Here is a 22,880-nt window from a genome sequence, read left to right on the forward strand (position 1 = left end):
AAGGGCTGCTTTTGGCCGATTCTGTTGAAAAAGTCGGTTATGGATTGCGCATCAGAAAAGTACGCGTCCGAGATTGAAATCTTTACTTTTGGCAGGGGCTCTTCCGTACTCGGTTTTGTCTGGCAATTGCGCTTACTTGCCGATCCGGTCGCCAAGGGGGCGCTGACCAATCGATAGTTTTCGCAAGTAAGCGCAACGCCTTACCAGTTGTAACTCACCGACCCGGTCACATTTCGGCGATACCCGTATTTGCAGCTGTCGCCGGTGTAACCACACTGAGAGACATAGGTTTCGTCGGTCAGGTTGGACGCATTGAGCGCCAGCTTCGCCCCTGCATAGGATGAAGACAGCTTGCCCAGGTCGTAGCTCAGGCTGGCGTCAAACAGCGTGTAGTGGGGAATGCCTTCGCTATTTTGCGAATCTATATAGCTCTTGCCGACATAGCGTACTCCTCCCCCTATCGCCAAGCCAGATAGCGCACCGCCCTGAAGGGTGTATTGCGACCACAGCGAGGCCAGTTGTTCAGGGGTATTGCCAGGTTGATTGCCTTTCTCATCGGCCGTATTGCTGCGGGTAATTTCAAGGTGTGAATAGCTGTAGTTGGCCATCAACTCCAGAGCGTCGGACAACTGCGCCTTGCTTTCCAGTTCGATACCGCGCGACTGGATTTCTCCGGTCGCCACCGAGAAACGATTGTTGGCAGGATCGGCAGTCAATACGTTTTGCCGTGTCAGGTCGAACAGCGAGACGGTCACGTAGCTGTCACTCCCCTTGGGCTGGAGTTTGATCCCGACTTCGTACTGGCGACCGGTTTCGGGTTCGAACGCACTGCCGTCACGCGCCACCGCCGTGATGTTAGGAAAAAACGACTCGGAATAGCTCGCGTAGGGCGCCAATCCGTTGTCTGCCAGGTACATCACCCCGGTCCGCCACGTGAAGGCGTGATCGCGCTGCTTGAGGTCTGCCGCAGTATCGGTGGCGTAATGGACCGTTTTCGAGCGTGCCCAGTCTTGGCGACCCCCCAGGTTGAAGACCCAGTGCTCGTCAAATTTGAGCTGTTCCGAGAGATACACACCCGCCTGGTCAAGCTGACGACGCTGGTTGATGTCGTAAAAGGCGTCCAGGTCGCTGTAATCCTGGTGATAGACCGGCGCATAGATATCCAGGGGATCAACCACGTTGCCACCCCCCAACTGGTTGGTACTGGCGTGTTGAAAATCGATACCGACCAACGTTGTATGTTCGAAACGGCCGGCGTTCCACTGGGCCTGGAAGTGGTTATCGAGCAGCGCATTCTTCACCTTTTCGTGGCCCAGATAACCGAAACGGCCCACTGTGCGCTGGTCGTCATCCAGGCCGTATTGGTAAATCGTGCGCTGTTCCTGGTAGGAACGGCTGTAACGGGCGTTTTGGCGGAATGTCCAGATATCATTGAGGTGATGTTCAAACTGATACCCCAGTGACCACTGTTCTACATCGTACTTGTCGAAGTCAGGGTCGCCGACAAAACGATCCGTGGCGATCCGTCCGTAACGCGAGCTGTCAAGGGTGCCGACCCGTGGCAAGGCGTAGTAGCCCAGCACATTGCGGTCTTTTTGAAATGACGCCAGAACCGTCAGCGAGGTGTCGTCCGAGGGGCGCCAACTGATTGCCGGGGCGATGAATTGACGGTCATCACGGGCGTAGTCGATTTGCGTACCGCTCTCTCGCCACAGCCCGGTGAGGCGATAGGTCAAGACGCCATCATCCGTAAGCGGCCCGCCGAAGTCCGCAGCCAACTGCTTGCGATCAAAGCTGCCTGCCTGCATCACCAGCTCATGCAGCGGCTCATCGGTGGGACGCTTGCTGATCACGTTGACCATGCCGCCCGGTGAGCTTTGACCATAGAGCACCGACGATGGCCCGCGCAGCACTTCCACTCGCTCCAGTCCATAGACTTCACCCACGGCACGGCTCTGGTTGGCAAAGCTGTACTGGCGCAGACCGTCGCGATAGATACCACCGCCAGTCGTCGCGTCAAAGCCACGAATACTAATAGTGTCGCGCCGGGTATCGACGCCGTTGGCTTCACCATTGACCCCCGCCGTGTAGCGCAGCACCTGCCCGATGCTTTGTGGCTGCTGAGCATCGATCTGCTTACGGGTGACCACGCTGATCGATTGAGGCGTTTCCATGATCGACGTATCAGTCTTGTTGGCACTCATGGTTCGGCTGGCGACCAGGCCATCGTTGCGGCCCAACGAGGTGTCGTACGCGGTGCCACTGATGGCGGTCGGCGCCAACTCCAGCACGTCGCTGTTGCTCGGTACCAGCAGCAGGCTACCGTCGTCCTGGCGCTCATAGGTCAGCCCCGAGCCGAGCAGCAGCTGCGTCAGGCCGGCTTCCATACTGAAATCGCCTTGCAGCCCCTGGGTTTTCTTGCCAGCCGTCAGCGTTGAGCTGCCCGCCATGGTAATTCCCGCCTGTGCGCCGAAACGTGACAGCGCAGAATCCAGAGGGCCTGCGTCGATGCTGTAATGCTGCGAACTACCCGCGGCAAAGACTGGAAGGCTGCAAAGCGGTTGCACGCTGAGCAACAACAGCCCAAGCGTACGGGCACGCAGGACGCGGGAAGGTGAAGTCATACGGGGCTCCTAAGGGGTCAAGACCCACCTCTGGCGGGTGGGTGATCCCTATAGGCCAAGCGAGTTTGAAAAAACTATCGCACAGCGAAAAAAATAATTTCAGACGGGTACGATCGAGACCCAATAGCGGGTCATGCGCTCGATACGCACCGGCAGCGTGCGCGCTACCAGCGTCAATGCTGCATCGGTGTCATCCAGCGAAAAACTGCCTGTGAGGCGTAACCCTGACACCTGCTCGTGACAACGTAAAACACCGGGACGGTAACGCGAGAGTTCCGCCACCAGGGCATCCAGGCGCAGGCGATCCGCTGGCAGAATCCCGCGCAGCCAGGCCTGGGCGACCAGCAGATCGGGGCGGCTCGGTACGCCGATACCCAGGCGATCCACGCGTGCCTGCCATCCGGCCTCAAGTGAAGAGGACGTGGGTTGGCCGCGTGAGTGCACCTGCACCTGGCCGCCTATTACGGTGACCTGCGTGCCCTGCCGGTCATGGCGCACTTGCAACTGCGCTTCGCGGCTCTGCAGGATCGCGTCCGGCGTGATCAACTGCAGCGGGCGCGATTCTGCTCGCACATTCAAGGCCAGCTCGCCCTCTATCATCTGGATGCGACGCACCTGGTCATTAAAATCCAGGTTCACCGCACTGGCCGTGTTCAGCCATAGCGAGGTGCCGTCAGCCAGCGTCCACTGGCGGCGCTCGCCCGTTCCTGTGCGGTGGTTCGCCAGTGCGGCGCGCACTGGCGTGGACCCCGCGCCTTGCCAGGCAACTGCGCCAACCGCACCAAGGACCAACAGGCGCTTGAGTACCTGCCGACGTTTCTGCATGTCCGGCCCAGCCGACGCCAGTGCCCTGCGCGCGGTAGCATCGCGCAAAAGATTCGCGCCGGGCTGCTGCAACAGCGGCAAGCTGGCGACACGTTGCCAGGCCTGCTCATGCTCATCGCTCGCCTCGCGCCAACACCGCAATGCCTCCAGATCAGGCGCACTCATAAGCCCGGACTGCATCCTGACAAGCCAATCAATAGCGATATCGCGCACCTGCTGATTAATCTCGACCCTCATTCGAAACGGCTCGCATAGCAAACACTGAATGCCTTGCCCATGGCCCGTTGCACCTGAGCGACAGTCAGCCCCAACTGCGCAGCGATCTGCGGATACGTCAGGCCGTCGAGCTGAGACATGAAGAAAATCTGCCGTATGCGCTCAGAGAGGCCAATCAGCAGGGAGTCGAGTTGCAACAAGGTTTCGATCACCAGATACCGGTCCTCGGGTGACGATTCCCCCCCTTCGGGCCGAGCAGCCAACGCTTCAAGATAAGCTCGCTCAATCTCCTGGCGGCGCCAGCGATTGACCAGCAGTCCATTGGCAATCGCCGCGAGAAACGCCATGGGCTGGCGCAACTCGCGCACCTGCTGCGGGGCGCGCAGCACGCGGATGAACGTGTCGTGGGCCAGATCCTCGGCGTCGGCACTGTGCCCCAATCGCCGGTTCAGCCAGCCCTGTAGCCAGCCGTGATGATTCTCGTACAACTGTTCGACAGACGATGTTGGGCTGGCATCCTGCATGTGAGGCTCGCGCTGCGTGAATGATAATGCTTCTCATCGTATTGATCGGGCGAATGGTTGTACAGTGTTTACACCTGTTTGATGGGGTGGAATTCTCTGCCACTATTCCTGAAGGCCTTTGAATTACCCTGACCGGGGTATTCGGACCCGAGAAGTTACCCTCCAGCGCTATCGACCGCTGCACAGAAAAAGGGACGGATTTATTTTCTAATGGATCTACACCACGAGTTCGAGAACAGTAAATTCTTCAACCGCGCCCGAATCGATCGACGCGCCGCCGATGCCTTGGTCGGGTTGGCCGCTGGGATTACGGCCGACGGTGTTGTGAACATCACAGAAGCGGTTTTTCTAAAGCAATGGTTGGAAAACAATCTCGCGCATCTGAATGATCCGGTGATCAATCTGCTGTATTCGCGTTTGGCGTGCATGCTTCAGGACGATGCGCTAGACAAGGATGAGTCTCTGGAGCTGCTTAACATCCTGCGTGGTTTTTCTGGAGTGGGCATTGAGGGCGCGAAGGTCGGCGGTGCTGTTGCCGTTGCTCCTACGGACCTTCCCTTCAATTTACCGGCCCCTGATTTGGTGTGGGATGGCCGGATGTTCGTATTTACGGGTGTCATGGCCTTTGGGCCGCGTAAGGATTGTCAGGCGCTGGTCGAAGAACGAGGTGGTTTGATTGGGGGCGGTGTGAGTAAGAAGGTGCATTACCTGATGGTCGGTAGTGTAGGTAATGAGCAGTGGCGCCACAGGACTTATGGAACGAAGATCATGAAGGCAGTGGAGTTGCGGGAGGCAGGAGCTTCGATTGCCATTGTGGGTGAGGATCATTGGCAAAGGGTGCTGTTTGGTTGAGATTGCTTCTTTTTTGGTGCCTTAGAAAGGCAGCTCTTTGTCTTGGTCAGTAGATCGTCGTTGGTTTTGACGGCCTCATCGCGAGCAGGCTCGCTCCCACGGGTTTCAGTGTGTGTGGACAAAAAGTGGAAGTACCAGAAACAACAAGGCCCCGCATTGCTGCGAGGCCTTGTTTTGTATGGTGCGGCACCAGACGAACGGTATGTTTCGGCGAGAGTAGGTTTTTCGGGCATCTGGAGTTCGCTGGAAAATTCGGCGTACCCCAACTAGTAACTATAAACAAATCAGCTAGTTATGGCGTTCGGTGGAATCGAACTCGGGATTTTTTAGATGTCAGCACGTTGTCGGTCTGCAAGTAATTCAGAGTCGCATACGGAATGGTAAACCTCCTGAATTCGAACGTTGTTGATCATCCCCTCCGTCGAGCTTGGGACGCTTATGGCCAGCGATTCAGGAGGGGGAGTTGAAGGCACGATTTCTTCGATCCAAAATCACCGTAATGACGAATGCAAGCCCGAACAACGGAAGCATAACGAAAACGGAAGAGAATCCAGCATAGGCAAGCTCTCCGCTGGTCTTGCCTACGAAATAAACACCTGCGCTGAAAAGCGTGAATGTACTTAGGATTCTCTCAGATAATCCAAGCTTGATTGGCTTCGCAAAACCAGGTAACGGGAGGAAAAACAGGTAAAGCCCTAAGCTCAGTACGGATATGACAGCGTAGAGAGTCGCTACCAGCGGTCTTGTTTTAACATTAGACACGTCTTCAAAAATGATATCCCGCACCCCGGAGATCCGAGCTTTCGCTGTCAGATCTAAGGGGCCGGAGCTCACTAGAGTAATTTTGACTTCATCGAGCGGGTTCGAAAGAAAGGGCATGACCTTCAGCTGATTATCATCAATTGATATTTTCACTGGAATATCAGGTGGCTCTGACCCTGTGATCTGCGCGGTGATCAGCTTCGCATCGTTAAGAGTGCGCACTTGGAGCGGCGTTTCGAAGCTGCCGGTCGGGATTGGCTTCGAACCGGTATTGATGATTGCTAAGGAGTAGATGTAGGGATCTTCGATTTTTGTTCCATTCACGACTATCTGTAGATCGTGAATCTTGGAATCGGAAGGGAGCTCAAGGGAGGACGAGGCGGCGAGGCGAACTGTCAACGAATAAGCAGACAAGTCTGCTTTCCAGAAATAAACAGGTACTACGACGGCGGCGATCGCCAATACCGTAGTGAGGGCGAATTTCCAATCTAGAATTTTCCCTTTCACTGCTCCCTTCCCTAGACAATCGCCTCGCAGGCATGACTGAGCGTTTCGCGCGTGAGTTGTTACGTGGCTTGTTACGTATTCCGCAAAAAACAAAGGCCTGCATCGCTGCAAGCCTTTGTTTTTAAATGGTGCCGGCACCAGACGAACGGTACGTTTCGGCGGGACTAGGTTTTCTGGGCGTCTGGAGTTCGCTGGAAAATTCGGCGTACCCCAACTAGTAACTATAAATAAATCAGCTAGTTATGGCATTCAGTGGAATCGAATCCGGATTCAGCAACTTTCGGGACATTTGTGCAATTTGTACGCAAGTCGTTCAACGTCGACTATGTAAATCAAGTTTTCTAACTTCTATGGCGTCCGAGGCTCCACCGGCTTCCCATGAAGGGGGGCGTGTTCTTCTGCCCCGAGATGGCCAAATCGCTGTGTAACCCGCCTTCCTCGCTAATGAAGGAAGTGTCGCTACGCTTGCTCCAGTGTCGAACGTTACTTGGAGTGATGATGGCCTTATGCCGTTCATGACTAACGTTCAGCATTTTCATACGTTATGCTGTCAAAAAATTTGGTACGGCGGGGATATGACGGAGGCTCAGATCAAGGAAGCGATCTCGAAGGAATTTCTTCGAATCCTCGCTAACGGGTACGGATTTAAGGTTACGGAGCCCCCGCTTGACCATGGAGTAGACATGGTTGTCTGCCCTGTTACAGTGCGGCGCACTCCCCAGGGGGGGATGCGTTATCTTGACTCCCCCTACAAGCTAGATTTTCAGCTCAAGGCAACTACATCTGCTGGAGTCACGGACGATGGCGATCAGATCAGGTTTGATCTCGAATCCAAGACCTACAATGATCTCGTCGCCCGACGACCTCAGTTTTTGCCTATGCACCTAATCCTCGTAGTGCTCGATTCAGCCCCACCGGACTGTATAGCTATAGACGAGTTCCAATTGTCTGTTGCTGGAAGCGCATACTGGTACCTACCAGATGAGGGGGTTACTGAGACCGAGAACACGCACCAAATTAGGATTTCGATTCCGAAGGCCAATCGTCTTGGGCTCGGTTTCGTCCGATCTTGCTACGAACAGCTGGGGATAGAGGTATGAGTCATAGATCTGAAGACCTGTCTATCCTCGCCGAAAAGCTCCAGACTTTTCTCACCGCCTCAGGATGGGTAGAAGGGCGCCAAGCCAAGGGACTTCGTTTTTTTTATCCACCGGCTGCCCTTGGGATCGAGGGGAAGTATTCCATCGCGCTACCCGATGACTCATCCAAGCCTGGTGTTGATACTCTTTTGCATGCAGCTGCTGACTCTCTACTGGATTTGTATGGTTACAGCCGCTTCGGCGAAATGGTTGAGAGCGCCGCTTCAAATGCAGATTCAAGTCCTGCTCGTATCTCAACACGATTCGTGGATTCGTCTACTCGGTGGGGTGCGATACCGCTTTTGGCGTTTGGGGAGTTTTTGAATCATATGGGAGCAGGGTTATATGAAGGCGCCAAATTTAAGCTGGGTGGGGATAATAACTCTAATCGAGTAACAGCCAATACTTTCGCAAACGAATGTCTTTTGCTTCAAACTAAAGTCGGTAGTTTCATTGCTAGCATCGAGGTGCCGCGAACAACGCTCCGGCAGGCAGATTTATTCGGGCACGAGGCGATTGACTCGAATAAAGTTTGTTCGTCATTATTTTCGGCTATTGAATTCCTGAATGCTCGAGTACTCAACGATACAGAGTCCTTATACACCGAAGAGTCACTGGCGGATGCCATTTCACTATTTGATGTGGAACTGTTGGAAGCCTTATCGAAGATGATTTTAGGGCCTGGTATGGATACCATTGAGTTTTCTTTAGAAACAGGAGCTTCTATACGAACCTCTTCTACCGGTTGGATCACCGAAGATAAGATTACACGGTTAAAGGACTATGTCGCCTTTATCAAGAAGCACTTCCGGGGGGAAGATAATATAACGGTGACTGGCTCCATAGTCGAGCTTCGCTCGCGCGATCCTGAAGGTAATAGGAACTATATTCGGGTAGTCACAGACTTCCAGGGAGAACGAACTTTTATGTCTGCGATATTGACTAATGAACAGTATCAACGTGCTGTAGATGCCCACCGTACCAAGCGATCGGTGACCATTCGCGGTAACGGAATGCGATTGAAAACTCAGATTCGCATTACGAATGTAGCGGATTTTACTGCATAGCGGTTAAGCTGATGCTGTGCTGACTTCAAAAAATTTAGCCGCAAGCCGTTATATGTTATGCCTCTGGTAATCTATTTATAATTAATCATTACATTTAAAAATATTTTATTTGGTGAGATAGATGCCTGTACCAGTGAATACGCAATTGGCGGCGCTGCCGGCGATGCTTCCAGCGATGATCGCGGCGTACAACACACCGAACTCACGTACTGCTAACTATAATGTTACATATGAAAACTTTATAGTTGGCAGAACACAAGGGATTGCTACCCATGGAAACCTCGCAAACTGGATTAAAAATGGGAGCGCCGCTGCGGAAATTCATAATCTACTGACCGCCTTTGGCATGAGCGCACAACGTTCGATTCTCGTCACTCTTCCAGTGCTACATGGGGTTCTAAATGGACTTCCTGCTGGGATCCTAAACTGGATACAAAATATCTCACTTCCACTGCCAACATCGCCTTGCACCATTATCAACTCCTCGACACATTCTACTTTATCAGTGGAGTTGCAGGACCTCTTTAACGTATTGGCCGCGCCGGGCTCAGTGACCTTGAGTGGCGGCTTTGTTGCAGCGAGCAAGACATTACATTGCTTGTTTCCAGATTTGGCCCCTATGATTGATGGGAGACACTCCGGGCTCTCGTACTTTCACATATCCCGAGCTACATATTTACCTCCACTCGGTTTGCGTACGTGGGACCAATGGAATGGCACTTTGCTTCTTGGCATACCAAATCCGAGCCCGCGGGGAGCCGGGCGAGCAAATTGGGACTCTGCAAGATTCGTTGCGGCTATAGGTATTAATCAGCATATTTATGAGATTTGGCGAAGTAACAACCATAATCCAAATCTGTGGGATTTTCTGGCACTAGACTCTACACGTGGGACGACCGGAATACCACGAATCGTGGACAAATTACTGTGGTAACGGGCTAACTATTCATTACAGATGAGTTCTACGCTGAGTAGGTGGTAAAACTTATTGCCGGTCATTAGCGAAAGACTTTTTGGGAGGTCTGATTCGTTTCACGCTGGCTGCAGCGGTTCGACGTTCGAAACCTGATCTTGCTCGTTATTTCGGCGGTACAATTAACCTCGCAGGGTGGGCGAACCAAATAACAAAAACAACAAGGCCGGGATCATCCTGGCCTTGTCGCTATTAAAATATTCGCTTTTTTTAATACCCTCGACGAATCTTCGTCTTGAGTTCCGAGTGAAATTTGTCAGCGTTGCTCTTGTTTGTTTTATGGAGTGATTCGCTGCCCGTGATCGATTCAAGGCTTATCGAGCGTTCGGAGTTGAGTTCGCTTTTATAGGATTCGATGAATAAGTCGATATCTGTGGCCTTGGTCATTTTTGGCCACTTTTCAAGGTACTCGGGAAGCTCAGTTCCTCCAGTTTTGAAGGAGCAGATTCGTCGATTGCTGATTGTAGCCTCACCAATTTCAAATGGCACCCACCACGACAGTGCGGTTCTCTCCGAAACGACGGCGAGCAAATGTGTGCATTGGGTGATGTTACGGGTAATAACAGCTGTGATGTCTTCGGTGGATTGAGATTCAGCATCCAATACGTCTAAGTAGGTATTGATGTTTGCTTTTTTCAGTCGACTATTTATTTCTATGGCTTGGTCACGGTCGGTGTGGCGGTAGCTGATAAATACAGGCATCAGAAATGTCCTTTGATTGCAAGTTCTCGGTAATAGGCTCCTAGGGCAGTAAGACGACAGCCGGTGGAGTTGATTGCGGCGTAATACATGTGCTCAGCGCTCACTGGCTCTATCAAGCTGTGGCGATTACACTTTTGCAACTGAGCGAAGACGTCGCCTTTGTCAGAGTCGAACACTGCGGTTTCAGTAGGTTCGTAACTAGGGTCTAAGGGAAACTCAAAGCTTGCATCGGGAAACCAGTCGGGTAGTTTGCGCAGTATTTCCTCGGAAATTAGAGGTGCGACTTCTCGCAACGCAATAAATTGCGATACGTTGGTTTTGAAGACGGGCCGCTGTTCCCAAGCTCCAAGTGCATTGTCGACAAACGAGTAGACGCTACCAGGTGTGACCTTGCCGAGAACGTTAGCAGCTCCCCCGTGTAACGCCTGCAGAAGTAGGCCGGTGAATACGCCATGGCTGTTTTTCTCCAGCGCAGGCTCTGTTTTTTTGCAGGCTGTGAGGATAGTGATTCCTTCGCTCAACATGCTAGCTCCGCCCCTTAGAGCGCGACTATCTCCTGCACCACCGGCCTCGCAACAGTCCAGTATGATTATTTTGTTTTCAATCTGCGTGGCATCATGTGCCCACTTCAAAATGTCGCTGACTCGTAGACCGTCACCTCCTATTTTGTAGTCCTGCGGTATAAGCATCCCCTCATCAATATCCGTATCAAACTGACCATGCCCGGCGAAATACAATAACGCGACATCGCATTTTCCAGAAAATAGACTACGAATATTGTCTTTGAGTAACGTCAGACTCACGTCTTCTTCAGCCGAGGTCAAAATTTTATTGCTGAAGTTTGGTCGCCCACTGGAATGACGCTCCAGTACAGAAGCCATCGCCATGGCATCGTTGTTGCAGCCGCTGAGTTTGGAAACATGGCTGTAGTTATTTATTCCGACAAACAGGCCTTTACGCATAGCTCGCCCTCCTTGTGCGTACAAATGGAATCTAAAGTAACCTAAGCTATCGATAGCTTATTAAAGGTCGCTTTACAAACCTAGAAGCAGCTTCTCTTAGAAGAAAGTTTATTTTGCGAGATTAGTGCCAAATGGTATTAAGATATTGGATGCTTCATCAAAGTCGCTAGTAATGGTTAGCTGTGACTTTGGGATCATCATCTGCGTGGTAATCATTTTTACTAGGCTGTCGTATCTGATTGGGTGAGCAGTAATATCTTCGTAGCTTTTGTTGAAAGTGAGATTAATGATATTGGTGCCTTCGAAAAAAATCCCAGTGATCAGTTGTTCACCTGAGTCGAGCTGCTTCGATTTAATGTCGATGCTGATCTGTCTGGGCTTTCCAGGTATGACATAAAATCGATTTTGGTACGTAATTAGCACGTCTGATATAAGCTCAAAGCTAGAGGCAAGAGACTCAATTTTTCGCAACTCAAAAAGCTGATCGAACTTTGATGTCTTAAATGCTTCTCTGATCTCACCTTTTGAATTGAAAAACACTTCAAATAGCATCCCGTCCAATATGGCTTTTCTGTTTTCCTGGGAAAGCTCCGAAGTTTTGCTATTAAAATCAACTATGTAATTGATTGCGTCGTTCGCCGAGCCACATGCGGCTTGATAGATGTTTCTGCCCAAAACGAACAGCGTGTTTATATCCGATGATTCAAGCCTTTCCTTAGTGAGCTTGGCAATGGCAGGATTTTGAGTATACCAATTCCTGGATTTTAAGTCGCGAATACATTCGGCAATTAATGTTCCAGCCTGAGGAGTGAACGTTGAGTCCGCGATAGCTGCTGCGCTATAGATTGTAAGTCGTCGCCCAGCGCTAATGTTAAAGAAAAAATCACCAGAAAGGGAAGTGTGCTCCCATGATGTCTGTTTGTTGGTCGTGGTGACGCTTAGCGTATTTCGAACTCGTTTGAAAAGATCTTCAACGGAAATATCTAGGGTGTTGATGTGCTTAAGGAGCGCCTCGGTGTAACTCCCATTACGATTTGGACCGTCTGCCGCCACTTCGCCTGGCGACGTGGCAAATGCGATCAGCGTTCCTTTCGGAGTATATACCGAGGCCAGCCCAGACAATTCAGGCCCACGATTCCAAGCTCGCACAAAAGGGTTGTTGCGACATGCATCCAAAATTATAAAATTTGTTGGATTTGAACAGTCATCCATAACTTCGATAAGCCGATTCAAAGCAAACGATGTGTGTTTTACTGAAATTTCATCCGAGAAGCTTGTATCGGTAGTAATTAGGTAGTTTTCGCCTTTTATCTGAATGCCGTGACCTGCAAAATAAAATAGCCCTACATCATTACTATTAAGATTATCCTTAAAGTTTTGTATGGATCTATCTATATCTTCAGCTGTGCAATCAGTCTTTAATATTACTGAAAAATCCAGAGTTTCAAGTGCTGAGGCCATATCGATGGCGTCATGCGTAGCGTTAGCTAAAGCTCCACCGTTAGGGTAGTTTGAAATTCCAATTACAAGTGCCGTCAAACGCCGTTTCATCCAGATTCTTCCTTGATTGGGTGGAGCCGCTCTGCGAAATGCTACTATTTTGACATCATTATGTACAACGAATTGATAGGCTCATCCGCTTCACGTGTTCGTGATTTTGACCTTATGGCACTGAGCAGTGGACACTGTTGCGCCGCATTCCCAGCGTCTTACTCGGGCTCGGTACTTTCACATACAGATCACCGTGAAGCGTGGCCATGGTCCGACTCACACGGGATAACCGGTTTTGCGCAGTGGATGCCGATAGCACCTTGTTCAACTTGCTGGCGCAGATGCTCGGCGAAGTCCAACAACGTCTGCCGATCAATCTGTCGCGCATCGTTGGCGCCTGGCCCATCCTCCGACCGACACCAGGGTACAAACGCCTCCCAGCGGTCACTGTACGTCTTGACCGTGCCGTAATGTCCGCCGCCAAATAGACCTTTCAGCGCTTGCGGCCCGGCATAGCTCAGTTGTCGACCATAGCTAAAATTGCCGCCATCTCGCCTGTCGACCAATGCCATGATCCAACTCCTCTCGTTAAAGCCTTTCCCCCACGTTATCCCGCCAAGAATGCTGAGTGTTGTCAGGGATCAAGGCCCCTGCGACCTGTGAGGGTTGTCCGCTAACGCTGGACTGGTGGTTCCTTACGACCCAGGGTGTGTAAAAACGCTAAATCGGGTTTTCTATAGCGACGCCAGGAGACCGTGCTCGGGTTTTGCAAACTGATCAAGGCCACGACGTTTTCAAGAACAGTTAAAACGGCTCAGTAGCCTCTTAAGGTCCTTCGGATGGGGTAAAAAAGACCGGTTTTTACGCCGTTAACGCTTTCATCAAGCCAGTGGTGCCGATGATTTTCATCACCCGTTTCAGGTTGTAGGCGAGCACATTCAGGCTCATCTCTGCACTCACCCCGTTAAGCTTTCGGGTCAGGAAGTGCGTCGCGCCCATCCATTGCTTGAGCGTCCCGAAGGGATGCTCAACCGTTCGTTTTCGGATCCGCATCATTTCCGGCGCGTTGCTCAGCCTATTCTGCATTTCCTCCAGTACGGCTTCATGCTCCCAGCGCCGAACCCGTCGTTCCGTGCTCGGTGTGCACTGCGGTTTCATTACGCAGCCCCGGCATTTCGAACTCCAGTAACGGTGCAACGTCAGGCCTTTTTCAACGTTGGTATAGCGCCAGATCAGTGTTTCTCCAGCCGGGCAAATGTATTCGTTTTTTGCCGCGTCATAGATGAAGGCATCGTTATTAAAGCGCCCGTCTGCCTTGGCTCCAGAGGTCATCGGCTTAGGCACATAGGCAGTGATTCCTGCATCGTGACAAGCCAAGATTTCTTCGCTTTTGAAGTAACCTCGGTCAGCCACTACCGACAGCGTTTCTGACGCCATCGCCTCGCGGGCCTGCTTGGCCATCGAGCTGAGTTGGTCGCGGTCGTAACCGACGTTGGTCACCTCATGCGCAACGATCAAATGGTGCTGGGTATCGACCGCTGTCTGCACGTTGTAACCGACGATGCCCGTGCCGCGAGTCATCATGGAGCGGGCGTCTGGATCGGTCAGTGAGACCTGTTTATCCGACGATTCGTTGAGCTGAGTTTCAATGACCCGTAACTCTTTCATCTGAGCTTTGAGCTTGTCGATTTTCTCTTGCAGACGAGCAGCCGTGGGCTGAGCAATCGAGGGTTCTTGCCGATCGGCTTCGTCGAGCGCATTCAGGTACCGATTGATACTCGATTCAATTTCTTCCATCCGCCGCTTCAGCTTGGCGCTGGTGAAATTGCGGTCGCGGTTGTTGACGGCCTTGAATTTACTGCCGTCAATGGCAACCAGATTTTCTCCGAACAGTCCCAACTGCTGGCACAGCACCACGAAATGGCGGCAGACGCCTCGGATGGCCTTGCTGTTGTCTTTTCGGAAGTTGGCGATGGTCTTGAAATCGGGCATCAAACGCCCTGTCAGCCACATCAACTCGACGTTGCGTTGGGCTTCTCGTTCAAGACGCCGGCTCGATTGAATGCGGTTGAGATAGCCGTAGATGTAGATCTTCAGCAAGATTGCGGGGTGGTAAGCAGGTCGGCCGGTATCAGCTGGAATGACGCCTTCAAAACGTAGATTGACCAGGTCGAGTTCGTCGACGAAAACGTCGACTACTCGCACCGGATTTGTGTCACTGACGTAGTCGTCAAGGCTTTCGGGAAGCAAAGTGCTTTGTCCGCGATGCTCACCTTGAATGAAACGTTTCATGGGCAATCCTGCGTTAACACTTTGGGTAATCATAGCAACGTTAGCCGGGTCTTCACGTACTCTGACGTAAGCACGATATGCTACTGAATTTGAAGTTGAAGGGCTTACCCATGGATGTAATTTCAGCGCACCGATTTTGTAAAAATCACCGAGCCCAAATTGAAGCAAGTGATCGTTGTGGCTGTTTTTACTGCTTAAGTGTGTTTTCGTCCGCAGAAATCACAGAGTGGGTCGATCTGGATACCACCGCTTTGTGTCCGAAGTGTGGGATTGACGCGGTCATCGGCTCAGCATCCAGCGCGCCGGTTAACCCAGAGTTTCTTTCGAAAATGAACGAGCACTGGTTTTAGACGACCCCATCGTTCGATGGTTTTCGGTCTGTCGGGCATCTACACAGAACGTGGTTTGACCCCGCGCCTTACGATGCTGCTGATCGAATACGTTTTTACACACTCTGGACCGGTTGAATCCACAGCTAAAAGCCGTAATTCAATGTGCGTACGAAAACAGGGACTAATCAGATTGCGCACGAGACAGGTGCCGCTAGCAAAATTTGTTGGAGTCAGGTATTACGAGAAACCCGCATGATGCCGGATCAAGGGATGGAGCAGATATGCCTATTTTTGTAAGCTACTCACACGTAGATAAAGAAAAAGTAGATTTAATAGCAGGGCACCTGCTCAGGAAACGAACAAACGTGTGGATCGACAGGTGGGAGCTCAAGGCTGGCGATTCGATAATTAGCAGAGTTCAAGAAGCAATCGAGGGGGCAAGTGCTCTTTTGATAATTTTGTCTAAAGCATCAGTTGAGTCAGAGTGGTGCAAAAGAGAACTAACGGCAGGTTTGTTTAGGGAGCTCGATGAGAAGCGTGTAGTAACGATTCCTGTTCTTTTAGATGATTGCAAGATACCCTTATTTTTGCGCGACAAGCTACATGCGGACTTTAGAGCTGACTTCGACTCGGGAATGTATGCGCTTCTTGAGTCTGTAGCTCAACACTCCAATCCCGACCAAAGTCGATTGGAGGATGCTGAAGGTTTCTTAGATTGGTCTTGTGATTACGGCGTCCTGAATGGAAAATACTTCGTTAATTATTATTTGATGCAAAGTTCGGAACACTTGGAAATGTCGTTTATCACTGAAATTCAATGCATATATAACGAGATCTCTACCCGTCGTCAAATGCGCTACGTAGATGCAGATGTGGGTTGGATGGGGCGTACAACAAATGCAATTATGTTGCTGGACTTCGCTGAAAAAGCAGAGAGTGAAATGTTTTTGATTCTCGACAGCCCTGCACCTCAAACCAAAAATTTTACATTCTCAGACGCCAAAACAGGTGCGAGCACGGAGGTCTTAGTCAAGTCTCGCAAAATGGGGAACGATAACGGTAAAGATCAGCTTATCAATATCACTGACTATTTTAGACGCATCTTTAGCTATGTCGCCCAAACAGAAAAAAAACCTACAAAAGAAGAACTGGAGAAATTTAAGTCTATCCAAGTTACTCCGATTTAACCTTGCTCTTGGGTCATATGGCGGGGTACTCATGACGCTTTAAACGTCACGCCTCAACGATCGATGAACCGCAGTCGACAATGACGGTTCGACTCGTAGCGCAGCTAAAGTGCGCTGATTCAGTTGCGCTCTAGGTTGCAATCTCTGAACCTTCTGTTTTGACCAAATGCATCATCCCACGCAGGATGAGCGTTATTGCTTGGTCGATGTGCGGGGTATATGCGAGCGTTGCATTTTCCTCGTCGGTCAATCCGTTGTTAAGGTTCGCAGCAGTGAACGCTGCGAACTCAGGGCGATGAGCCCATGCAGGATTGGATGTGGGGCGAGGTTGTATTAGACCTAAGGTCTCGGCGATATCGCGAGTGCACCCTCCAAAACCACCGATCAGGAAAATCGCCTTGCCAGCCTTCAACGAAAGAAGCGCCTCTTCGGCAATACCCGGCATGGTCCCCTTGTAGTCCTCTACCCGACCACCAACAACGATTCTTGCGTCGGAGTCCGACATCATGGTGATACGCATAGACGTAAGCCCATCTGCCCACTCTTGCTCTGTGGGTACTTGAGACGGAAGGCCGCGACGCTCCTCAATGGGTAGCCCGCTACCGTCAATTCGAAGGCAAACGAGTTCAGCAGAATCTTCAACTTCAGCGATTTGCGTTTCCAGTTCGGCAACTGGTTGAAGGATGTGGACTGGCCAAGCGAGATAGTTCGTGACTCCGGTACGGCTATCGCCCTCGTCAGCGTCTCGACGATGCCGGGCAACAAGTTCGAATAGTAGGTCGCTGAATCCATGCTGTCGTAGATCCCCTCCATAGATCAGCCTCGCCCCGAGCGCGAGCAGATGACGAGCTATTTCGGCCATGGCATCTCGCAGATGTTCGTCACCCAGGCCTAAGGCGGGCATGTCTGGGCTTTCCGAAATGGAGATCGCAATGGTCTTCTGCCCAAGAACCTCTTGGTAGCTCATCGCACAGCCCCCGCTTTCCATTCCGTCAGGCTTCGTAGCTGAACCCGTGGAGATATCTCTGCGAACAGCCGCTCTTCTTCTGCACTGAGTGGTGGATCCGGATAAACAATCATCGGATTTGTTACATCCGCCTCGGATGGCAGGCTCGCAAGTGAAATAAGCTCTGGTGGTCTGGGCACGAAAATGACTGCGGGATCGAGGTGTTCGTCCGCTAGCTCAAGCGCAATACGGCAACGCCATAGGAAGTTTTTCAGAACCTCGTCAAGCAGCCGGGCAATTACGAAGTCAATGCGATCGGCACCGCCTGGTTCCAGTCGGACCACCGGGACGTTGCCCATATAGGGGAAGCCGCGCTCGTCGATGTCGCTAATGCTATTGGCTACAACAAGAGGTACGTGCCAGCGCTTTGCCTCAATAATTTCTTTGCGACACCATTCACGTGACGAGTACGAATCAGTGTGGATGGCGACCATCGCGCTCACGCGTACCTTGTGGAGCAGTACTTTCTGAAAATGAAGGCCTGCTGGAATGTCGTAGACATCGAAGAAGCTGTCCATTCCTGGTGTGTTGTAGAGCCTGCTTCGGATGTTTTGGGCAATCTTCTCGCCATGCTGGTCGTGTTTTGAATGGCTAAGGAATATTTGTACCTTCTTTAGGTAGGCCTCAAGTGCCTCCTCTTCCTCTTCGGGACGCGTGAGGTGCTCCAGGTAATGCCGTAACAAACGGCAAAATGCGTATGTCAATGCAGCAGTCAATCGACGGCCACGTTCGGCAAGTTCCCCCTCCCAGCGCGCCCAAAGCAACGCTTGTTCATCAGTTCCTAGGCGCCCTAGCACACCGTTATCAATTTCGACGGGAAAGACCCTCGTTCCTAACCCTGCTTCCTCAGTACGATTACAGAGTTCTTGGACATAATCGGTCCAAGCAACATCGCCGACGAGGTTGTTGTCTGCGAGGACTACAATGGCCGCAGTGTTCGAATCCGCGAGGTCAATCGGCAGAGGTTGGCTGGATTCCGGTGCCACAACATATCGGTAAATAACGCTGAGCCCAGTACCTCCCGCGATATTCTCGTACAGCTTTCGACGAAAATGTTGTCGAAGGATCTCAGCAATGACAGGGCCGTCGGCAAAAGTCGGGTGCCAGACGACATACACCACCAGGAAAGGACGGGTCGATTCAGTCATTTGAACTCACCCATTGCGAACACGGCGCGTTCGAGTGTTATCGATGAGCGTAAGACTTCGGTTTTTTGCCTCGGCAATGTAGCCCTCCAGATTCGCCGTGCTGGCCGTAATCTGTGCCCATGTAAGCCACGATGCGAAGCCGGACCGGATATTGTCGTGAAGCCGATCAGGGACAATGACATGCTGATTGTCCGTAGTCATTCGAGCGGTCGGCAAACGCACACCAATAAGGGCGTGTTTTTTTTCCAGCGTTGCCGCGATTTCCCAATCGATGTACTTCCGCTTTGGGCTTTCTGCCCCAACGAGCACAATTGTACAAGAGGTGCCGGTGATATGATTTTCCCGAATACGGCGCATCACGTAATTGACGTCATCGCTATCGATGCTGCGTTCAAGGGAGTTGTCGTAAATAACGTCGTAGGTATCGTGAAACGCGTTTGAAAAAGCGTTGTAGTAGGCCTGATCACCGTGGTGATGGTAACTGACGAATACTTTGTGTTTCACCGGTGCACCGAAAATCCCATAACTCATTAGCTTTCCTTGGCAATTGCCGTCGATGGTGAAATGCGATTTCGCACGTTATTCCCCCGTGTTCAGGTTGTCCAGCATGAGAGCTTATGTCGTTTCTGCGCAGGTGCTGCCGCTGTTATTGTCATTTTCCCCCCGCTTGGCAACGGTCAGTCTGAATCGCCCTTAATTTCCTAAACGTATTTGGCTGGCTGCTTTTGGCCGTTTTCTGACTTCGTTTAGCGGTTGAACTGCCAGGGTTTTCCTAAGCGATAAGTAAGTAAATGCATTGTCAGCAAATAGTAATAGCGCGTCGATTCAGTGTGCTGGTTTAGGTGGCGATTCAAAAACCACGCAAGGTGTTTTCTCTGCCAAGTCCATGGATTGTCGCGTTGCCAGCGATCAGCGATTGCTGCTTGGATAGTCTTTGCCTGACGAAGGTGGCGTTGGCGTGTGGTATGCGACCCGGTCAGGACACCTGATAGGAACAGCTCCATATCGAATGCCGTGCTCATGCTCGACCACCAATGTAAGCCGACACCACGTCGATACGGCCGTGTCCGAGTTCATAGCTGATTTGCACTCGGGCCTTCTGATCGAGGCGTCGGTCGAGTTGGTGGCAATGGCCATTGTTGATAGGCGCGGGATGCTGTGTGATTTGCTCATAGCGTTCGCATGCAAAGGCCGCCCGTAATTCATGAAAGCCTTTGAGGTTGTGCTTATGGAGGAGGTCTCGTGCGGCGCGGACGATTTCCCGTTGGAAATCGAAGTAGCTTTCGTTTGGCGCAAGCAGGTTGTGGCTACCGTCGAGTGAGACCTGTTCCGCAAACCTCAGCGCTTCGCGAATATGATCATCCACCGCAATCCAGCGAGGTGCCGAGGCACCTGAGCGGCCACCTTTGGTGCCGTCCTGGATATTGATCTTGCCGAATTGTTCAGCTTCACGCTTTAGGCGCGGAAGGTTGGCCAAAATGGTCTCGCGCAATCGCATGCCAGTGGCTCGCGCCAACTGCACGATGGCCGCGGGGCGCGACATTTGGTGTTCGCAGAGCGCGTCGACGATCTGCTTCACGTGTTCGGGGTCTTGGCCTTGCGGCACCGATTGACGAACACTGGTGCGCTGCATTCCCAACGCCCTACTCGGGCTCGGCACTTTCACATACTGATCACCGCGAAGCGCGGCCAGGGTCCGATTCACACTGGACAACCGGTTTTGCGCAGTCGCGATGGCCAGCTCACCTCGTTCAACTTGTTGGCGCAGATGTCCGGCGTAGTCCAGCAAGGTCTGCCAATTAATCTGCCGCGCATCGTTAAATCCTGGTCCATCCTCCGACCGACACCAACGCACAAACGCCTGCCAGCGATCACTGTGCGCTTTAACGGTCCCATAGTGCCCGCCGCCAAACAGATCTTTTAGCGCTTGCGGCCCGGCATAGCTCAGTTGCCGACCATAGCCAAAATTCCGCCCGTCCCGTCTACCTACCAGTGCCATGATCAAACTCCTCTCGAAGCCAAACCTTGAGACTTTCCCCACGTCATCCCGCCAAGGATGTTGAGTGTTATCAGGGATCAAGGCCCCTGCGACCTGTGAGGGTTGTCCACTAACGCGGGATTGGCGGCTCTTTACGACCGGGAGCTTGGGCATCTCATGATCCGGCCTCCTGAGCACTTCCGAGGAAGTGGGCGGGTGGAGGCTGCGCTGGCTGACGAGACCGACGCCGCGAGATCTTGAGTCAGGTGAAGGCAGTGATGCGATGACCGGGGCATGCCTGACTGTCAGTCAGGTGCAGTCCATTCCTCGGGCTGCGGCACCATCATCTGCATCGCTGTTGCTGGTGACTTCGGTGTTTGTCACGCCGATTGTCACGAGGGGAAATGCCGAAAAGCCTTGTACGAGTTGGGCTGCAGCAGCGGTAGGAGCGCCCGTCTCTTTCCGGGAGAAAGAGACGGGCGCAGGTTGGCGCAAGGAAATGGCCAAGCGGATAGGTTGCTGCAGGGCAGCTATGAAAGGGGATGAGTTGCCGCAGTGGGCACACTGGTAAAAGTAGGCATCCATCACATCGCTGTGACCGTGCGAGCCGCCGGACGCTAATCGCACTTTGGGAGAACCACCACGGTGTGGCGTAGCCTTAAAGGTTCTGGCTACCTGGGTTGCTGTCAAAGACAGCGCTTTGCCCGATCTTTTCTACGCCTGTGGATAATTTGGGTCAAGGCTCGAATTTTCGGGAATTCTGCGGCTGTGGATGAAATTATCCACCGGTGGAAATCTATGGTTTTCCACAGACAATTGCGTGGGCTTTAGATTTTTTAAATGAGGTCCATCCAAGCAGGGCGGCTTTGCAGCCCCGCTTGGATGGACCCGCGTGGAAGGGCGGACAACGGTGATCTCATAGGCTTACCCACGTTTGGATGCGCCACGGCTATTTTGTAGGGCCGTGATGTTGTCGCCGACAGGGTGAGCGAATTCGTGGGGTGTCACATGCCCTTGGCGGTTGGCGTCGATGTAGTTGCTCCACCACGCCATGATCAGCCTGCGCTGTTCGAGGAATTCGGCCTTGTGGATATACGCGGCGCGCACGCGGTTGCGTTCCTTGTGGCTCATTTGTCTTTCGATGGCTGCGTCGGTCCATAACCCGGACTCTAGTAGGGCGCTACAGGCCATGGTCCTGAAACCGTGGCCGCACACGTCCTTGCTGGTGTCATAGCCGACGTTGCGCAGCATGGTGTTCACCGTGTTCTCGGACATGGGCTTCCAGTACTTGTGGTCGCCCGGTAGCACTAACTCTGAAAAGCGACTGAGGCTGCGCAGGCGCTCCAGTATTTCGATGACCTGCGGCGATAGCGGAACCATTTGAATGTCGCCGTTCATCTTGGTCCCGCGTATGGAGTTGCGTACCCCTTCAATCGGTGCGCGAGTATCGGGGATTTCCCACATGGCGCGTTGGAGGTCGAACTCACTCCATCGCGCGAAGCGCAACTCGCTGGAGCGGACGAACACATGCAGAGTCAGCAGCACGGCAAGGCGCGTCAGCTCGCGGCCGTTGTAGTTGTCGATTCGGTGTAGCAGTTCGGGTAGGCGGTTGAGGGAGAGGGCCGGGCGATGGATTGTGCGCGGCGCGTGAATCGAGCCTGCCAGATCCAGTGCAGGATTCATGGTGATCTGCCGAGCCCTTTTGGCCCCGCGCATGATGGTGGATAAGTAGTTCTGTACCCGTAACGCCACATCCATGGTGCCGCGTTCCTTGATGCGCTGGGTGATCTCTAGCAGGTCATGGGTATCGAGTTCAGCGATGGCTCGTTGGCCGATCAGCGGGAAGACGTGGGTACGCAGTCGGCTCATCACGGTTTTGGCGTGTCCTTCGGTCCCGCGACGGGACATGTCGGCGTGCCACTCCAGAGCAACGGTCTCGAAAAGCAGTGCCGCTCGCTGGGCTACGATCTTGGCCTTCTTCTTTTCTTCCATTGGGTCGAGGTTGTCGAGCAGCAACGCCTTGGCTTCGTCTCGCTTACGTCGTGCGACGGAAAGGGTAACGATGGGGTAATTGCCGATGATGAGCGTACCTTCCTTGCCGCTGGGCTTGGTGTACTTCAAGCGCCAGGTCTTCACGCCATTGGGTTTGACGAAAAGGTACATGCCGCCGCCGTCGAACAGTTTGTAGGCGCGTTCGCGGGTTTTTGCCGTGCGGCATTGCAGGTCGCTGAGGGGGATCGCTAGACGTGGCATAGGGGTACGCGCTCCTGACCGGGAAATCGCAGTACCCCTA

The 22,880-nt window shown here is 52.4% G+C and carries 18 protein-coding genes and 1 pseudogene; 4 read left to right on the forward strand and 15 right to left on the reverse strand.

Features of this window, described 5'->3' with window-relative positions:
- Positions 1-200 precede the first annotated feature (200 nt).
- The 3 genes from ACHPFG_RS02320 to ACHPFG_RS02330 form a co-directional block, all read right to left on the reverse strand.
- Positions 201-2,624, reverse strand: coding sequence for a TonB-dependent siderophore receptor (locus tag ACHPFG_RS02320; protein ID WP_431701511.1), 2,424 nt, complete (start codon positions 2,622-2,624; stop codon positions 201-203).
- Between the two features lie 99 nt (positions 2,625-2,723).
- A complete protein-coding gene (locus tag ACHPFG_RS02325; protein ID WP_431701512.1) occupies positions 2,724-3,686 on the reverse strand; it encodes a FecR domain-containing protein in 963 nt (320 codons plus the stop codon).
- Positions 3,683-4,189: a sigma-70 family RNA polymerase sigma factor gene (locus tag ACHPFG_RS02330; protein ID WP_065941133.1), complete on the reverse strand. Its 507-nt coding sequence runs from the start codon at positions 4,187-4,189 to the stop codon at positions 3,683-3,685. The genes ACHPFG_RS02325 and ACHPFG_RS02330 overlap by 4 nt, the downstream gene beginning before the upstream one ends.
- Before the next feature lie 210 nt (positions 4,190-4,399).
- On the opposite strand from ACHPFG_RS02330, the gene ACHPFG_RS02335 reads away from it, so the two are divergent.
- Positions 4,400-5,041, forward strand: a complete 642-nt coding sequence (locus ACHPFG_RS02335) for a BRCT domain-containing protein (RefSeq protein WP_431701513.1) — start codon at positions 4,400-4,402, stop codon at positions 5,039-5,041.
- Positions 5,042-5,491: 450 nt separating this feature from the next.
- Here ACHPFG_RS02335 and ACHPFG_RS02340 read toward each other — a convergent pair whose 3' ends face one another.
- On the reverse strand, positions 5,492-6,310 hold the full coding sequence (locus ACHPFG_RS02340; RefSeq protein ID WP_431701514.1) for a hypothetical protein: 819 nt from the start codon (positions 6,308-6,310) through the stop codon (positions 5,492-5,494).
- Between the two features lie 575 nt (positions 6,311-6,885).
- Here ACHPFG_RS02340 and ACHPFG_RS02345 point away from each other — a divergent pair.
- A complete protein-coding gene (locus tag ACHPFG_RS02345) occupies positions 6,886-7,410 on the forward strand; it encodes a DUF4365 domain-containing protein (RefSeq protein WP_431701515.1) in 525 nt (174 codons plus the stop codon).
- A complete protein-coding gene (locus tag ACHPFG_RS02350) occupies positions 7,407-8,516 on the forward strand; it encodes a hypothetical protein (RefSeq protein WP_431701516.1) in 1,110 nt (369 codons plus the stop codon). The genes ACHPFG_RS02345 and ACHPFG_RS02350 overlap by 4 nt, the downstream gene beginning before the upstream one ends.
- Before the next feature lie 1,183 nt (positions 8,517-9,699).
- Here ACHPFG_RS02350 and ACHPFG_RS02355 read toward each other — a convergent pair.
- From ACHPFG_RS02355 to ACHPFG_RS02375, 5 genes and pseudogenes are all read right to left on the reverse strand, one after another.
- The gene (locus ACHPFG_RS02355; RefSeq protein WP_221733181.1) at positions 9,700-10,191 is read right to left on the reverse strand and encodes a toll/interleukin-1 receptor domain-containing protein; all 492 of its coding nucleotides are present in this window, start codon (positions 10,189-10,191) and stop codon (positions 9,700-9,702) included.
- Positions 10,191-11,153 carry a caspase family protein gene (locus ACHPFG_RS02360; protein ID WP_401162235.1) on the reverse strand — a complete coding sequence of 321 codons (963 nt, stop codon included), beginning with the start codon at positions 11,151-11,153 and terminating at the stop codon, positions 10,191-10,193. Before ACHPFG_RS02360 ends, ACHPFG_RS02355 begins: the two co-directional genes overlap by 1 nt.
- Positions 11,154-11,261: 108 nt before the next feature.
- Positions 11,262-12,704 carry a caspase family protein gene (locus ACHPFG_RS02365; RefSeq protein WP_431701517.1) on the reverse strand — a complete coding sequence of 481 codons (1,443 nt, stop codon included), beginning with the start codon at positions 12,702-12,704 and terminating at the stop codon, positions 11,262-11,264.
- Positions 12,705-12,819: 115 nt separating this feature from the next.
- Positions 12,820-13,216: pseudogene (locus ACHPFG_RS02370) on the reverse strand (integrase domain-containing protein); the annotation flags it as partial.
- 289 nt (positions 13,217-13,505) lie between these two features.
- The gene (locus tag ACHPFG_RS02375) at positions 13,506-14,936 is read right to left on the reverse strand and encodes an IS1182 family transposase (RefSeq protein ID WP_431700200.1); all 1,431 of its coding nucleotides are present in this window, start codon (positions 14,934-14,936) and stop codon (positions 13,506-13,508) included.
- A gap of 613 nt (positions 14,937-15,549) precedes the next feature.
- On the opposite strand from ACHPFG_RS02375, the gene ACHPFG_RS02380 reads away from it, so the two are divergent.
- A complete protein-coding gene (locus ACHPFG_RS02380; protein ID WP_401162237.1) occupies positions 15,550-16,455 on the forward strand; it encodes a toll/interleukin-1 receptor domain-containing protein in 906 nt (301 codons plus the stop codon).
- Between the two features lie 130 nt (positions 16,456-16,585).
- Here the strand turns inward: ACHPFG_RS02380 and ACHPFG_RS02385 are convergent, their stop codons facing one another.
- The 6 genes from ACHPFG_RS02385 to ACHPFG_RS02410 form a co-directional block, all read right to left on the reverse strand.
- Positions 16,586-17,422 (reverse strand): hypothetical protein, encoded by an 837-nt coding sequence (locus ACHPFG_RS02385; protein ID WP_431701518.1) that lies wholly within the window; start codon positions 17,420-17,422, stop codon positions 16,586-16,588.
- The gene (locus ACHPFG_RS02390; RefSeq protein WP_431701519.1) at positions 17,419-18,609 is read right to left on the reverse strand and encodes a toll/interleukin-1 receptor domain-containing protein; all 1,191 of its coding nucleotides are present in this window, start codon (positions 18,607-18,609) and stop codon (positions 17,419-17,421) included. Before ACHPFG_RS02390 ends, ACHPFG_RS02385 begins: the two co-directional genes overlap by 4 nt.
- A gap of 6 nt (positions 18,610-18,615) precedes the next feature.
- A complete protein-coding gene (locus ACHPFG_RS02395; protein WP_221733176.1) occupies positions 18,616-19,140 on the reverse strand; it encodes a TIR domain-containing protein in 525 nt (174 codons plus the stop codon).
- Between the two features lie 215 nt (positions 19,141-19,355).
- Positions 19,356-19,631, reverse strand: a complete 276-nt coding sequence (locus ACHPFG_RS02400; RefSeq protein ID WP_221733175.1) for a hypothetical protein — start codon at positions 19,629-19,631, stop codon at positions 19,356-19,358.
- The gene (locus tag ACHPFG_RS02405) at positions 19,628-20,608 is read right to left on the reverse strand and encodes an integrase domain-containing protein (protein ID WP_431701520.1); all 981 of its coding nucleotides are present in this window, start codon (positions 20,606-20,608) and stop codon (positions 19,628-19,630) included. The genes ACHPFG_RS02400 and ACHPFG_RS02405 overlap by 4 nt, the downstream gene beginning before the upstream one ends.
- Positions 20,609-21,511: 903 nt before the next feature.
- Positions 21,512-22,840 carry a tyrosine-type recombinase/integrase gene (locus ACHPFG_RS02410; RefSeq protein ID WP_431701521.1) on the reverse strand — a complete coding sequence of 443 codons (1,329 nt, stop codon included), beginning with the start codon at positions 22,838-22,840 and terminating at the stop codon, positions 21,512-21,514.
- Positions 22,841-22,880 lie beyond the last annotated feature (40 nt).

It is taken from the genome of Pseudomonas sp. BR20, assembly GCF_050780135.1.
In the GTDB taxonomy this organism is placed as follows: Bacteria; Pseudomonadota; Gammaproteobacteria; order Pseudomonadales; family Pseudomonadaceae; genus Aquipseudomonas.